Source organism: Streptomyces sp. NPDC005496, from assembly GCF_042872045.1.
In the GTDB taxonomy this organism is placed as follows: domain Bacteria; phylum Actinomycetota; class Actinomycetes; order Streptomycetales; family Streptomycetaceae; genus Streptomyces.
The window spans coordinates 163,978-177,744 of record NZ_JBIAJQ010000001.1; the positions used below are offsets into that span (position 1 = coordinate 163,978).

Annotated in this window: 11 protein-coding genes; 5 read left to right on the plus strand and 6 right to left on the minus strand. The window is 72.6% G+C overall.

Annotated features, from left to right (window positions below):
* Positions 1 to 49 precede the first annotated feature (49 nt).
* Entirely contained in the window at positions 50 to 661 is a 612-nt protein-coding gene (locus ACFYQQ_RS00740; RefSeq protein WP_355785378.1) for a TetR/AcrR family transcriptional regulator, read from the minus strand.
* A gap of 231 nt (positions 662 to 892) precedes the next feature.
* On the opposite strand from ACFYQQ_RS00740, the gene ACFYQQ_RS00745 reads away from it, so the two are divergent.
* Positions 893 to 1,765: a phosphatase PAP2 family protein gene (locus ACFYQQ_RS00745; RefSeq protein WP_356237919.1), complete on the plus strand. Its 873-nt coding sequence runs from the start codon at positions 893 to 895 to the stop codon at positions 1,763 to 1,765.
* Positions 1,762 to 2,706: a hypothetical protein gene (locus ACFYQQ_RS00750; RefSeq protein WP_356166258.1), complete on the plus strand. Its 945-nt coding sequence runs from the start codon at positions 1,762 to 1,764 to the stop codon at positions 2,704 to 2,706. The genes ACFYQQ_RS00745 and ACFYQQ_RS00750 overlap by 4 nt, the downstream gene beginning before the upstream one ends.
* 188 nt (positions 2,707 to 2,894) lie before the next feature.
* Here the strand turns inward: ACFYQQ_RS00750 and ACFYQQ_RS00755 are convergent, their stop codons facing one another.
* The 4 genes from ACFYQQ_RS00755 to ACFYQQ_RS00770 form a co-directional block, all read right to left on the minus strand.
* Complete coding sequence (locus ACFYQQ_RS00755) at positions 2,895 to 3,830, minus strand: phospholipid scramblase-related protein (RefSeq protein ID WP_356166261.1); 936 nt, start codon at positions 3,828 to 3,830, stop codon at positions 2,895 to 2,897.
* 52 nt (positions 3,831 to 3,882) lie between these two features.
* Complete coding sequence (locus ACFYQQ_RS00760) at positions 3,883 to 5,934, minus strand: phosphocholine-specific phospholipase C (protein WP_355794195.1); 2,052 nt, start codon at positions 5,932 to 5,934, stop codon at positions 3,883 to 3,885.
* Positions 5,935 to 6,600: 666 nt separating this feature from the next.
* Positions 6,601 to 7,584 carry a pyridoxal-phosphate dependent enzyme gene (locus tag ACFYQQ_RS00765; RefSeq protein ID WP_355794565.1) on the minus strand — a complete coding sequence of 328 codons (984 nt, stop codon included), beginning with the start codon at positions 7,582 to 7,584 and terminating at the stop codon, positions 6,601 to 6,603.
* A 508-nt stretch (positions 7,585 to 8,092) separates the two neighbouring features.
* Positions 8,093 to 9,010 (minus strand): DUF6891 domain-containing protein, encoded by a 918-nt coding sequence (locus tag ACFYQQ_RS00770; RefSeq protein WP_388902715.1) that lies wholly within the window; start codon positions 9,008 to 9,010, stop codon positions 8,093 to 8,095.
* A gap of 272 nt (positions 9,011 to 9,282) precedes the next feature.
* Here ACFYQQ_RS00770 and ACFYQQ_RS00775 point away from each other — a divergent pair, with 272 nt between their 5' ends.
* Genes ACFYQQ_RS00775 through ACFYQQ_RS00785 form a run of 3 tightly spaced genes read left to right on the plus strand, consistent with a single transcriptional unit; the run spans position 9,283 to position 11,449 of the window.
* A complete protein-coding gene (locus ACFYQQ_RS00775; protein ID WP_388902718.1) occupies positions 9,283 to 10,347 on the plus strand; it encodes a Rieske 2Fe-2S domain-containing protein in 1,065 nt (354 codons plus the stop codon).
* Positions 10,344 to 10,514 (plus strand): hypothetical protein, encoded by a 171-nt coding sequence (locus ACFYQQ_RS00780; RefSeq protein WP_355795378.1) that lies wholly within the window; start codon positions 10,344 to 10,346, stop codon positions 10,512 to 10,514. The genes ACFYQQ_RS00775 and ACFYQQ_RS00780 overlap by 4 nt, the downstream gene beginning before the upstream one ends.
* Positions 10,511 to 11,449, plus strand: coding sequence for a PDR/VanB family oxidoreductase (locus ACFYQQ_RS00785; RefSeq protein ID WP_356166273.1), 939 nt, complete (start codon positions 10,511 to 10,513; stop codon positions 11,447 to 11,449). Before ACFYQQ_RS00780 ends, ACFYQQ_RS00785 begins: the two co-directional genes overlap by 4 nt.
* Before the next feature lie 147 nt (positions 11,450 to 11,596).
* Here ACFYQQ_RS00785 and ACFYQQ_RS00790 read toward each other — a convergent pair whose 3' ends face one another.
* Positions 11,597 to 13,765, minus strand: coding sequence for a discoidin domain-containing protein (locus ACFYQQ_RS00790; protein ID WP_388902723.1), 2,169 nt, complete (start codon positions 13,763 to 13,765; stop codon positions 11,597 to 11,599).
* Positions 13,766 to 13,767 lie beyond the last annotated feature (2 nt).

Here is a 13,767-nt window from a genome sequence, read left to right on the forward strand (position 1 = left end):
GGCGCGGTCAGGCCGACGTCCGGTCATCCCGCGGACGGCGGCCTGAGTCTCAGGTCAGGCCGAGGGCCGGGATCACGACCGCCTCCACGAAGCCCTCCAGGTAGTCCCCGTCCGCGTACCGCCCCTCAAGGACGGGACGGACCCGCAGGACGCCCAGCAGCTGCGCCGGGATGTACTCCAGCGCCGGGTGGTCGGCGGCGATCTCGCCGCGCTCGACGGCGCGGGCGATCATCTCCTTCAGCTCGGCCACCTCGGGCTCGACGAGCGCGTCGCGCAGCGCCTTCTGGAGCTCCTCGTCCTGCATCACGGCATGGCCGAGCGCCTGGAGCAGCTGGGTGTCGCCCGAGCGGTCCCCCGCGGTGCGCGCCGCCGCGCGCAGGTCCCCGGCGAGCGAGCCGGTGTCGATCCCGCGGAACCGCGGACAGCGGCTGGCCCGCAGCGCCGCCGCCACGAACTGGGGCTTGGTCTTCCACTGGCGGTAGAGCGTGGACTTGCTGCAGCGCGCGCTGGCGGCCACGCCCTCCATGGTCAGCGCCTCGTACCCGCATTCGCGGATCTGGGCGAGCACGGCGTCGTAGAACTCCTGCTCACGCTCCGGCGTGATCTTGGAGCGGCGCGAGGCGACGACCGTCTCCGGTCCCTCCGCTGCCTGCGACGTCATGGCTCTTCTCCTCGCTCGTGTCGGGGGTCCGCTGCACCTGCTCGTCCAGTGTATCGAGACGCCAGTGTACCGGTACGCAGACGTATCGGTACACTGGCGTATCGGTACAGTGTCGTATCGGTACACTGGCGTATCGATGAGTCCTGGACAGGACCCAATCCCCGGAGTGGGCCTTGTCCTGGGCTCACCACGCACCACCCCACGCAAGACCGTCAGCAAAGGGGCCGGGGGATGGATTCCCAGACCGAGCCTGCAGACCGGCCGCCCGACGCGGCCGTACGCCGGACGCACCCGCGTCCGGCGCCCACCCCCGCACAGCCCGCCCGGCGGGACACCTCCGCGCGCCCGCCGCTCGTCCGCGAGCTGCTGCTCGTCGTCGGACTCTTCGTCGTCTACAAGGCCGGCCGGCAACTGGCGACCGGCCACACCGCCGAGGCCTTCCGCAACGCCCGCCACGTCTGGGACTGGGAGCGGGCCGCGCACCTGCCGGGCGAGGGCACCGTGCAGCGCGCCCTGCTGCACGGGGACGCGCTCGTGCACGTCGCGAACACCTACTACGCGACCGTGCACTTCCCCGCCACGGTGGCCTTCCTGGTCTGGCTGTACCTGCGGCGCCCGGCGCACTACGTGTGGGCCCGCCGGGTCCTCGCCGCGGTCACCGCCGCCGCCCTCGTGCTGCACCTCACGTTCCCGCTCGCCCCGCCCCGGATGCTCGGCGCGGCGCGGCTCGTCGACACCGGGCAGGTGTACGGGCCGACGGTGTACGGGGCGCGGCCCGCGACCGACTCGGTGGCGAACCAGTTCGCGGCGATGCCCTCGCTGCACTTCGGCTGGGCGCTGATGGTGGCGGTCGGCCTGATCGTGGCCACCAGGTCACGGTGGCGCTGGCTGTGGCTGCTGCACCCGCTGTTCACGCTGCTGGTCATCGTCGGCACGGCGAACCACTACTGGCTCGACGCGATCGTGGCCACCGCCCTGCTCGGCGTCGCCCTCGCCGTGATCCACCTCCCGCACCGGACGGTGACGACCGCCGGCCGCTCCCGCCACCTCGGCGGCCCCGAGAAGACGGACTCCGTGCCGGAACTCGTGGGGGCCGGACGATGAGCGCCACTCTCGTCGCCGTCGTCCTGTCGCTGTTCTCCGCGGTCGCCTACGCCGCGGCGGCGGTGGCCCAGGAGCGCCTCGCCGCCAAGGCCGCCGGCACCGGCGTCCTGCGCCTGTTCGGCAACAGCGCCTGGTGGTGGTCCGTGACGCTGAACGCGTCCGCCGCCCTGCTGCACGTCGCGGCCCTCAAGTACGGGCCGCTCACGCTGGTGCAGCCGCTCGGCGCGCTCACCCTCGTCGCGGCTGTGCCGCTCGGCGCGCGGGTGGCCGGACGCCGGGTCAGCGCGGTCGAGTGGCGCGGCACCGCGCTCACCCTGCTCGGCCTCGCGGCCCTGCTCGTCACGGCCTCCGGGCCCGCACCGGACGACATCCTGAGCGTGCCCCAGGCGCTGGGCGTGGCCGCCACGACGGCGGTGGTCATCGGTGCCCTGTCCCGGCCGGGCGCCCGGCCCGGTCTGCGGCACGCGGGCGCGTCCGGCTTCGCCTCGGGCGTCGCGTCCGCCCTCACCCAGACCGTCACCGTCGCCGCGACGGACCGCACGGGACCGCTGCTCAGCGTCGAAGTCGTCGTGGTGGCGCTGCTGGTCGCCGCGTTCGCCACCGGCGGCCTGCTGCTGTCGCAGACCGCCTACCGGGGCGGACTCGGGGCGCCGCTCGCCGTGGTGACGCTGGCCAACCCGGTCGCCGCGGCGGCGATCGGCCTCTCCCTGCTGGGCGAGCGGCTCCAGTACGGCGCGGTCGGTGTGCTGTTGGCCGGGGCGGGCGCCGCGATCGCGGCCTGGGGCGTGGTGACGCTGTCGCGTTCGGCACCCGAGCCGGTCCCCGCGGACGACCATCCCGTCGCCGCGGTGCTGGCGCTGGAGCCCGGGTCGGCGGCGTACGAGCCCGCGTTCGTGCCCCAGCCGCCCCGTCGCACGAGGCGCCACCTCACCCGGCTGTAGGCCGCGCCCGCACAGCCCTCCGGCCACCAGGAGTTCGCGGACACGACCGAGTCGGCGCGGGACCGAGACGCCGGACGGCGGCTGCCGGACGCATTCGCGTCCACGCAGCCGCCGTCGCGGGTGTCGTGCGGGTCATCCCAGTCCGCGGGTGTCGTGCGGGTCATCCCAGTCCGCGGGTGTCGTGCGGGTCATCCCAGTCCGCGGGAGTCCTGCTTCAGGGCCGTGTCGACCGTCAGGGCGGTCGCCACGACGAGGCTCAGGAGGGGCTCGGGGAGCTGGTAGTGGATCTGCAGGACGTAGTTGTCGGCCGTCGTGAACATGGTCTTCGCGAGGCCCTCCCAGGTCTTGGTGATCCGGGCGACCTCGTTGTCCGCGTGGTCGACGATCGCGAAGTTCCAGGCGCGCCAGTTCTCCGCCTTGATGGCGCCGATCTGCTGACCGTTGGCGTTGATCGCGAAGTTGATCTTCCCGATCATGTTCTGCTGCACGATCTCGCCGACGGGCTGCCCGTCCGGACGCGCCACCAGGACCCGCGACTTCAGGAACTTGCGGGGCCGGGTCAGCAGCAGCTGCGGCTGGCCGTACGCGTCGCGGATCTCCAGCTTGTGCGTCATGAACTGGTCGAGGCTGGAGACGAACCGGAGGATCTTCTTCAGCATGTTCTGGCCGACCTGCACGACCGAGCCGAGCTGGTTGCCCTGCTGGTCCATGACCTTGTACTCGTTGGTCAGCTCGATCAGCTTGGCCTTCTGGTTCACCACCAGGACCGGCTCGGTGAACAGGGTGCCGCCCCCGGCGGCGCCGCCGGCCACCCCGGCCTGCTGCTGCACCTGGCGCTGCACACGCGGGTCGGGACCCGCGGCGGGCTGCTGGGCCGGCTGCCCGTACCCCTGCTGCTGGACCGGGCCGCCGTAGGCGGGCTGCGGCTGCTGGGCCGGCTGACCGCCGTACGCCTGCTGCTGCGGAGCCGCCTGCGCCTGCTGCGGAACCTGCGGCGTGCTCTGACCCTGCTGGTCGGTGTTGGTGTGCTGGGTCCACTGGGAGCCGTCCCAGTAACGCAGCGTCTGGGCCGCCCCTTGGGGGTCCGGGTACCAACCTGCAGGAGTGTTCGAATGCGTGGTCACCGGGGCACACTACCTCGCTCGGCACGGAAGGGGACGGGCGGCCGGGTAACCATCAGGCGGTCACCAGGGCTGGGTCGCTGACGCCCGGCCGACCGTTCTCGACATGTCCGGCGAACCGGCGCAGATACGCCGGATCCGCCTCGGACGTGACGCTCAGGTCGTACCAGCGCCTGCTCGCCCGCAGGTCGACGGTGTGCCTCACGGTCGCGCCGGCTCGCACGTGGAACGTCCGCGCCCGCCCGCCGTAGCCGTCGCCCAGCCGCAGAGTCACCGCCTTGGAGCCCTTGTTGGTGAAGGCGAGCTCCAGGTCGTCGCCCGCGTGCCGCGCGGTCACCTCCGGTCCCGCGGCCTTGCCGGGCCCCCGGAAGGTGCGCAGGAAGCCGTTCGGCCCGTGGACGGTGAGGTCGTAGGAACCGCCGGAGTACGCCGAGTTCCAGGTGTCCGAGACGGTCTTGCCGGCCTCGGTGGTGTAACTCCACGGCCCGTCGGTGCGGTTGCCCGAGGTGACGAGGAAGGCGGCGCCCGCCTTGGCGCCCGAGGCGAAGGCGAGGGTGAACCTGCCGGTGGCCGCGTCCAGCGAACCGTCCACCAGCGGGGCGTACTTGAGCGGGCGCGCCGGCCGGGAACCGCGCTCCTGCTTCGGCAGGACGGGGTTGGCGGGCGGGGTCGGCACGTAGTCGGGGTGGCGCTCGTGGTCCGGCGGCTCGTAGCCGTCGGTGTCCGGCAGCGCGACCGGGCGGGCGTCCTTGCGGGAGAAGTCGAACGCCGAGCTGAGGTCGCCGCAGACCGTGCGCCGCCAGGGCGAGATGTTCGGCTCGTGCACCCCGAAGCGGCGCTCCATGAAGCGGATGATCGACGTGTGGTCGAGGGTCTCGGAGCAGACGTAACCGCCCTTGCTCCAGGGCGAGACGACGATCATCGGCACGCGCTGGCCGAGCCCGTACGGTCCCGCGGGACGGCGCGCGTCCCCCTGGTAGAGGTCCGGGCCGACGTCGACCGTGGACTTGCCCTGGTCGGCGTTCTGCGGCGGGAACGGCGGCACGACGTGGTCGAAGAAGCCGTCGTTCTCGTCGTACGTGATGAACAGCGCGGTCCTGCTCCACACCTCGGGGTCGGAGGTGAGCGCGTCGAGGACCTGGGAGATGTACCAGGCGCCGTAGTTCGCGGGCCAGTTCGGGTGTTCGGTGAACGCCTCCGGCGCCACGATCCAGGAGATCTGGGGCAGTTTGCCGCCCTTGACGTCCGCCTTCAGCTGGTCGAAGAACCCCTCGCCCTTGCGGGCGTCAGTGCCGGTGCGGGCCTTGTCGTAGAGCGGGTCGCCGGGCCGGGCGTTGCGGTACTGGTTGAAGTACAGCAGCGAGTTGTCACCGTAGTTGCCGCGGTACGCGTCCTGGATCCAGCCCCAGGAACCGTTCGCGTCCAGTCCGTCGCCGACGTCCTGGTAGATCTTCCAGGAGACCCCGGCCTTCTCCAGGCGTTCGGGGTACGTCGTCCAGTCGTAGCCGACCTCGTCGTTGCCGAGGACCGGGCCGCCGCCCTTCCCGTCGTTGCCGGTGTAACCCGTCCACATGTAGTAGCGGTTCGGGTCGGTGGAGCCGATGAACGAGCAGTGGTACGCGTCGCAGACGGTGAAGGAGTCGGCGAGGGCGTAGTGGAACGGGATGTCCTCACGCGTCAGGTACGCCATCGTCGTGGACGACTTGTTGGGCACCCATTTGTCGTACTTGCCCCTGTTGAAGGCGGCTTGTCCGTCGTTCCAGCCGTGCGGGAGGTCCTGGATGAACTGGAGGCCCAGGTCGTCGGCGTCGGGGCGGAAGGGCAGGACGTCCTTGGTGCCGTCCGACTGGTACCAGACCGGCTTCTTGCCCGACGTGGTGGCCACCCGCGGGTCCCCGAAGCCGCGGACCCCTCGCAGCGAGCCGAAGTAGTGGTCGAAGGAACGGTTCTCCTGCATCAGCACGACGATGTGCTCGACGTCGGCGATCGTGCCGCTGCGATGCCCGGCGGGTATCGAGGCGGCCTTGGCGATGCTGTCGGACAACGCGGTGAACGCCGCTGTGCCGCCCGCGAGTTGGAGAAAGCGACGCCGGTTCACTGGGGGCATGTGTGGGTGACCTCTGTCCTGACGGGGCGCGGATGGCCGGATGCTGAGGGAACGTGCGCGAATGGAGTGTTCCAAGAGCACCAAACGTCAGGGAAGGGTCGCGTGGCATCCATGTGAAAGACAGCGGTACGTGCGGCCAACGCTTTCGGCCACCGTGGCTGGGGGCCGCGCACGGGGGTCACTCCGGACGCCGTGAGCGTCCCCTGGGGTGTGCCGCGAGCCCTTCGGGAGGCCCGAGGTGACCGACCGCAGGAACGCCGACGCGGCCGAAGTGGTGGGCCACTGAGACGCCGGGGTCGGCGGGGTGGCCGACGCCTCACACACCCTGCCGGGCGCGGTGAGTTGCCGCTGGAACGCCGGGGGCGGCGAAGTGGGCGACGACTGCAACGCCGGGGTCGGAGGGGTCCCCTCCGGAGCGCCTGGACTCGCGAAGCGACCGACCGCCGGCCCACCGAGCCGGCTGGCCGGGACGGTCCCGGTGACCACGTCTCGACCGGCGAGGTCACCGCCCCCTCACACGTCGACGCCGCACGATCGCCGCGGTGTCGGCCGTCCCGGCGCCGACGTGCGCGTGCGGGCCCTGGGTACGGCCGCTCGGTCAGCCGGGTCGCCGGGATGACGGGGTGGCGGGCTCGCCCGCCGTGCCGCGTGTGCCGCGGGCGTCGGTCATGCCGTCCGGTGCGCCAGCTCCGCGGCGATGTCGTGCCCGAACAGGCCCGGCAGTCCCCCGGTGTGGACGAACACGGTGCGCCGGCCCGGCCGGATGTCGCCGTCCGCGACGGCAGCCGCGAGACCGGCCATGGCCTTGGCCGTGTAGACCGGGTCCAGGATGACCCCCTCGCTCCGCGCCGCCGCCTCCAGCGCGGACGAGGCCGCGGGAGTGAGAACCCCGTATCCGTCGCCCACCTGGTCGTGGCGAAGGCGCAGCGCCGACGGTCCGACGGCGCCGTCCGACACCTCGCCCACCAGGGCGGCGACGCGCGCGCCGAGGTCCTGGACGGCGCCGACGTCCACGCCGAGGACCCGGTCCGCGCCCAGTGCGGCGACCAGCCCGGCCATGGTGCCGCCGGAGCCGCCCGCGACGACCACGTGTTCCACGTCCGGCAGTTGCCCGCGCAGCTCACGTCCGCCTTCGAGGTAGCCGAGCGCCCCGTTCCGGTCGCTCCCGCCGAAGGGCAGCACCTCGACCCGCTCGCCCTGTGCGGTCAGTTCGGCGGCGGTCTCGGCCACGGCCCGGTCCAGGCCGGCGGCGTCGACGTCACCGGCCCACACGACCCGTGCGCCCAGCAGACCTTCGAGGCTGAGGTTCCCGGTCCTGCCCTGGGGGCCGTTCCCCCGCAGGACCAGCACCGCCTTCAGCCCCAGCCGGCTGCTCGCCGCCGCCGTCAGCCGCGCGTAGTTGCTCTGCGCGCCGCCGCTCGCCACGAGGACGGTCGCCCCGCGGTCGACGGCCTGGCCGCAGCTGAACTCCAGCTTGCGCACCTTGTTGCCACCGCCCCCCAGTCCGCTGAGGTCGTCGCGCTTGAGCCAGAGGTCCTCGGGACCGAGCCCGAGGTGCGCGGCCAGTCGCGGTGCCGCCTCCAAGGGGGTCGGCCAGGTGCCGAGAAGCACCCGGGGAGCGGTGATCGGTCCACTGTCGTTGGCGGTCATGGCCGGCCTTTCACTGTGCTTGGCCTCAACAGGCCGTCTGAGGTCGGGATTTGGGTCCCGGTTGAGCAAGCCGCCGACACGGCCCGGCGAGCAGGTCGCCGACGTGGGCCGGAGTCCCGGGAGCGCGTGTCCCGCGCGGCCTGCGGTCGCCGGCGGCCCGGGGCCCAGGGAGCGGGACGGGCCGATGGCGGGTCTTCGCGACGAACCGACGTACCGGCGCGGGTCTTCGCGATGGACCCAAGCATCGACGGCTTCCGGCGGGCGTGCCGCTCGACGCCCCGGCGAGGCCGCCGTCAGGCCCCGCGCGCACGCACCCGCGGGTGGCCGGCCGGTGCGGCCTCGCGGCGGGGAAGATCGGGACACCGCCCCATCATGCCGCTCCGCCCTTCCACTCCGCGAAAGCAGCGCCGTCCCGTGCCACCCGGACACCGCCGGACCGGGAGCGGTGTCGGGACAGGTCCCGGACCCGGGTGACCGGCACGCGCCGGACCGCCCGGGGCGAAAGGCGTCAACCGACCAGACGGCGGCGCCAGTCGAGGGGCGTGACGGTGATGGCGCGGCTCGGGTCACGGTCCCAGTCGGTGCGCAGACCCACGGACTCCAGGGCCGCCACGATCTCGTGGCCGACGGCCCGGGTGGTCTCCGGCGATCCGTCGAAGCCGCCGTAGAGGAGCATCAGGCCCTGGCCGGCCGCCGCGGAGTCCGTGCACTGGGAGTGGAAGTAGACGAACCCACGGGCGTCGCCCGGGCCCTCGGCACCGATCTCGGACTGGCCGCAGGTGCGGCAGCACGTGAAGTTCTCGCGGGCGGTGATGCCGGCGTCCTGGAGGGCGCCGAAGGCACGTGTGAGCCGCTCGGGGTCGGTCTCCCCTTCCCAGGCCGCCTGCTCGGCCACCCGCTCCAGCCACATCCGGTCGGCCAGCGCCTCGGCCTGCACGCGCGACACGGGCCGGCGGTCGGCGCCGGCCAGGTACTCCTCGGCGGTCTCCGCCACCTCGGCGCGGGTGGCGTAGCCGCCGACCAGCACCTCGCGGACGCGCCGCTCCAGTTCCGCGCGCTCGTCCGTGTCCAGGTCGAGCGGCGGCACCTCGCGGACGGGTCCCATGTCCAGCGGCGACCACGCCGGACCGGCGTCCCATCCGGGCTCCTGCCGGGCCCAGCCGGTCAGCACCGCGATCACGTCCTCCCGACGGCCGACGGCCGCCTGGAAGTGCCGGTCGGCGGCGCCGTCGCGGTGCTCGACCGTGTAGTCGCCGCCGTCCTCGTGCCAGACCTGGGCGAAGACGTCCGGCAGGTCGGGTATGCGCTGGAGCACCAGGAACCGGTCGCCGCCCCCGCCGATGCGCCGGACGAGTCCGGTCAGTTCCTCCGCGGACACGCGGACATGCCGCCGCGCGCCCTCCGTCCTCACCACGATCTCGAGCATGCCCAGACTCTGGCACACCGCACTGACAACCGGACTCCCGGCATCCGGCACACGCCAGTCGCGGCGGCTGCGGCTGCGGGGAGACGCAGCGCGCCCCGGGCCTCGGGCACACGGCCCTTCTGGGCCGCCGGGCAAAACGCGCCCCGCACCGGGCTCGCGCACGCCCTGACCAATCGGTCCCCGGAACGCCTTCCGCGAGACGGAAGCGCCGTTGCGGCCCCGCGACGCGCTCCCCGACGATGCCACCACCACGAGAGACGGGAGCCGCATCCATGCCGCACATGACCGCCTTCGCCAGGAACCAGTGGTACGTCGCCGCCTACTCCGAGGAGGTCGGGCGGGAGTTGCTCGCGCGGACGGTCCTGGGCGAGCCGCTCGTCCTCTACCGCACCGAGGACGAGAGGACGGCCGTCGCGCTGGGCGACCGGTGCGTGCACCGCCGCTTCCCGCTCTCGGAGAGCCGCCTCGACGGCGACAGGATCGTGTGCGGCTACCACGGCTTCACCTACGACACGACGGGCGCCTGCGTGTACGTGCCGGGGCAGAAACGCATCCCTCGCACCGCCCGGGTCGCCGCCTACCCGCTGGTCGAGCAGGATTCCCTGGTGTGGGTCTGGATCGGCGACCCGGCCCTCGCCGACCCGCTCACGATCCCCCGGGCGACGCATCTCGCCGACCCGGGCTGGGTCACCGTCCGCGGCATGGAGCCGATCGACGCCGACTACGGCCTCCTCGTCGACAACCTGCTCGACCTCTCCCACGAGACCTATCTGCACGGCGGCTACATCGGCACCCCCGAGGTCGCGGAGACGCCCATCACCACCGAGGTCGACGAGGGCGCCGGGATCGTCCGGGTCAGCCGGCACATGGACGACGCCGAGTGCCCGCCGTTCTACGCCCGCTCGACCGGCATCGAGGGCCGGATCACCCGCTGGCAGGACATCGAGTACCACGCGCCCTGCCTGTATCTGCTGCACAGCCGGATCGCGCCGGTCGGGGTGCTGCCCGAGGCGGACGGCAGCGACCCGAACGGCTTCCACACCGAGATCACGTACGCGATCACGCCGTCGGGCGACGGTCACGTCTACGACTTCTGGGCGGTGTCCCGGGACTTCGCGCGCGACGACCACGAAGTCAGCGTGTTCCTGCGGGACTTCAACCACAAGGTCGTCATGCAGGACGTGGACGCGCTCAACCTGCTGCAGAAGGCGCTGGGTTCGGAGCGCGCGGGCTACCAGGAACTCAGCATCAACATCGACACCGGCGGTCTCGCCGCCCGCCGTATCCTCGCCCGGCTGGCCGAGGAGGGCGACAAGCCCGTGGAGAGGGTCCAGTGACGTCCCCGGCCGGCGAGGTCTACCGCGTCGACTGGCTTCCCGGCACCGACCTGCTGCACGGCACCTGCCACTGCGGCGCCGAGCACACCTCCCAGGACCCCGTCGAGATGTGGGAGTGGATGCTCTCCCACCCCGAAGGACACGCGCCCCGAGGAAACGGCCGATGACCCCGTACGAGACCGAAGTCGTCGTCGCCCGGCGGGAGTCCGTGGCCGACGGCGTCCTCGCCCTGACCCTGCGCCGGCCGGACGGCGCGGAACTCCCCGCCTGGGAGCCGGGCGCCCACATCGACGTGGTGCTCGGCCCCGGGCTGGAGCGGCAGTACTCGCTGTGCGGCGATCCGGCGGACCGGCACGGCTGGCGGATCGCGGTGCTGCGTGAGCCGGCCGGGCGCGGCGGCTCCGACCATGTGCACGCCCGGCTCGGCGAGGGGGACGGGGTGCGGGTACGCGGCCCGCGCAACCACTTCCCCCTCGAACCGGCGCCCCGCTACCGCTTCGTCGCCGGCGGCATCGGCATCACCCCGATCCTCCCGATGCTGGCCGCCGCCGAGAGGGCGGGCGCCGAATGGACCCTGCTGTACGGCGGCCGCACGCACGCCTCCATGGCGTTCACCGGCGAACTGGCCCGGTACGGGGACCGGGTCCGGATCGTCCCGCAGGACGAGTCGGGGCTGCTCGACCTCGCCGGCGGGCTCGCCGGTCCGCCCGACGGGACCCTCGTCTACTGCTGCGGGCCGGGTCCGCTGCTGGACGCGGTCGAGGAGCTGTGCCCGGCCGAGCGACTGCGCGTGGAACGCTTCAGCCCCAAAACCCCGGAAGTGGCGGGCGAGGACGGTCCGTTCGAGGTCGTCCTGGAGCGCAGCGGCCGTACCCTGACCGTCGCCGCGGGCGTCTCCGTCCTGGACACCGTGCGGGCCGCCGGGGTCGAGGTGCTCTACTCCTGCGCCGAGGGCACCTGCGGGACCTGCGAGACGGACGTCCTGGAGGGCGTCCCCGACCACCGCGACTCGGTTCTCACGGAGGAGGAGCGGGCGGCGGGCGAGACCATGCTCATCTGCGTGTCCCGGTGTCGCGGGAAGCGGCTCGTCCTCGACCTGTGACGTGCGGGTCCGCCGCCACCCGGCCACAGTTCCCGGTCGACGACGGCGTACCCCCGGCGCCGCCACGGGTCGCCCCGCGCTTCGCCGAGCCGCGGACCCGGGTGTACGAGCGGATCCGGGTGGCGAAGCGCGGGGCGACGGCGACGGTCATGACAGGTACGCCTCCACCTCACCGAACTGGGCGGCGGGCCAGCCGGTGTTGGCGGTGACGTGCAGCCGCAGGTACCGCAGGTTCGTGCCGCTCGGCAGGCTCACGGTCACCGTGTTCCCGCTCGCGGGGTCGAAGCGGTAGTCCTTGGACGCGACCACGGTCGAGTAGGCGGAGCCGTCGGTGCTGCCCTGGACGGAGAGGGTCTGGGTCCGCGCCTGCCAGGCCGCCGCCGGCGGCAGCTTCAGCACCACCCGGCGGGCGGGCTGCGCCGAGCCGAGGTCGACCGTCCAGTCCTGCGGGAAGGCGTTGTTGGCGGACTCCCAGTAGGTGGTGGCGTCACCGTCGACGGCCTTGCCGGGTGTGTAGACGTCCTGGGAGCCGCTGGCGGTGGCCGGGCGCCCCTTGGCGAGGTTGCGGGCCGGGTCGGGGTCCGGGTTCCCGGAACCGGGCTGCGGCCAGGCGGAGCAGTTCGACCAGGTGCTGCTCCAGCCGGAGTTGCCGCCGTCGTCGGTGAGGGTGAACGTGCCCGAGCCGCTCGGGTAGGGGCAGTTGTAGACGCCCGCCGCACCGACCCCGGAAGCCTGCACGTTGCTGAACCTGGCCGCGCCGGGTGTCTCCGCCTGGACCACCACCGTGCCGACCTTGTTCACGGTGGCGCCGTCGACCGTGATGTTCCTGGTGGCGAGACCCCGGCCGCCGCCCGACACGAACTCGAAGGCGCTGTAGGGGCTGTCGGTGACGGTGGTCCCCGTGATGTTGACGTTCGCCTCGATCGCGCTGTCGTAGGAGTCGACGCGCAGCGCACCCATCGGGTGGCCCCAGTTGGGGTTCATCGCCCCGGTGCGCACGAGGGTGTTCCCGGAGACGGTGATGGTTCCGGCGAGCGGGGAGAAGGGGTCGAGGAACTTCTGGTTGGAGATCGCGATACCGCTGCCGAGGGCGTTGGTGTCGGCGACCAGGTTGTTCTTGACGGCGATGTCGGTGCCGCCGTAGACGGCGATGCCGTTGGCGAGGTTCGGCTGGGTGATGGTGTTGTTCTCGAAGCTGCTGTCGGTGTCCGGCGCGTAGAGGGACCACATGGCGAGCGCGTCGTCGCCGTTGTTGCGCAGGAAGTTGTTGCGGACGCGGACGCCGCGGGCGTTCCCGTTGAGGTTGAGGCCGTCGGCCGTGGTGTCGAGGATGCGGTTGTTCTCGACGACGAGGTTGTCGTTGTTGCCGGTCAGCCAGAGCCCGACTTTGAGGTGCTGGATCCACATCCCGGAGACGCTGGAGTTCGGCCCGAGGGAGCCGTTGACGAAGTTGTCCGGGTTGGAGTCGACGCGCTCGGTGACCTCGCCGACGACGGCGAAGTCCTTGAGGCGGACGCCTCCGGAGGAGCTCGTCTGGTCGATGAAGCGGGAGGTGTGCACGATCGAGTGCCAGTTGCCCGCCCCCTGGAGGGTGACGTTCGCGACGCCGCTGAGGGAGGACGTGATCCGGTAGTCGCCCGGCGGGATCCAGACGACTCCGCCCCGGGCGGCGGAGATCGCGTCCCGGAAGGCCTGGGTCGAGTCGCCCTGGCCGCTGGGGTCGGCGCCCTTGTCGGTGACGGACACCGATCCGGCGGGTCTGCCGCCCGCCGCGGCCACCTGCTCGAAGTCGGCGACGTCGACGGTGACCTGCGTGGAGACGGCCTGGAAGGCGATCTTGTCACCGGCGGCCACGCTGCGCCCGAGGAGCATCCGGGCGTTGTCGTAGAAGTGGTGGGTCTTGGCGCCCGCGATCCAGGACGTGTCGACGTAGGAGTACTTGGAGGTGACGGTGAGCGGCTTGGCGAGCTTGGTGCCGTTCACGTAGACGTCGAGGGTGCCGGACTGGCCGTCGGGCACGCTGTACGCGACGTTCACGGCGTTGGCCGCGCGCGGCACGGTGAACTCGACGCGCTGCCCCGCGGCCAGCCGGACAACCTGGCGCCCGGACGCCTCGGAGGCGAGGGTGCCCTGCGTGTAGTCGGGGCCGATGCGGGTGCCGGTGGAGGTGGCGGACTCGGCCTCCACCGAGGTGAAGGGCAGGTCGGCCCCAGCGGCGGAGGCGGCCGGGTGCGCCGGGCCGGCGCCGAGCATGCCGGCGGCGAGGGCGACGGCGACGGCCGCCGTGGTCGACATGCGCCTGACGGATCTGGACATGT

Excerpts from the sequence above, each read along its gene's own strand:
- ACFYQQ_RS00770 (WP_388902715.1), bottom strand. The coding sequence starts at position 9,010 with ATGCTCGAGATCGTGGTGAGGACGGAGGGCGCGCGGCGGCATGTCCGC.
- ACFYQQ_RS00790 (WP_388902723.1), bottom strand. The coding sequence starts at position 13,765 with ATGTCCAGATCCGTCAGGCGCATGTCGACCACGGCGGCCGTCGCCGTC.
- ACFYQQ_RS00765 (WP_355794565.1), bottom strand. The coding sequence starts at position 7,584 with ATGACCGCCAACGACAGTGGACCGATCACCGCTCCCCGGGTGCTTCTC.
- ACFYQQ_RS00740 (WP_355785378.1), bottom strand. The coding sequence starts at position 661 with ATGACGTCGCAGGCAGCGGAGGGACCGGAGACGGTCGTCGCCTCGCGC.
- ACFYQQ_RS00750 (WP_356166258.1), top strand. The coding sequence starts at position 1,762 with ATGAGCGCCACTCTCGTCGCCGTCGTCCTGTCGCTGTTCTCCGCGGTC.
- ACFYQQ_RS00745 (WP_356237919.1), top strand. The coding sequence starts at position 893 with ATGGATTCCCAGACCGAGCCTGCAGACCGGCCGCCCGACGCGGCCGTA.
- ACFYQQ_RS00785 (WP_356166273.1), top strand. The coding sequence starts at position 10,511 with ATGACCCCGTACGAGACCGAAGTCGTCGTCGCCCGGCGGGAGTCCGTG.
- ACFYQQ_RS00775 (WP_388902718.1), top strand. The coding sequence starts at position 9,283 with ATGCCGCACATGACCGCCTTCGCCAGGAACCAGTGGTACGTCGCCGCC.
- ACFYQQ_RS00760 (WP_355794195.1), bottom strand. The coding sequence starts at position 5,934 with ATGCCCCCAGTGAACCGGCGTCGCTTTCTCCAACTCGCGGGCGGCACA.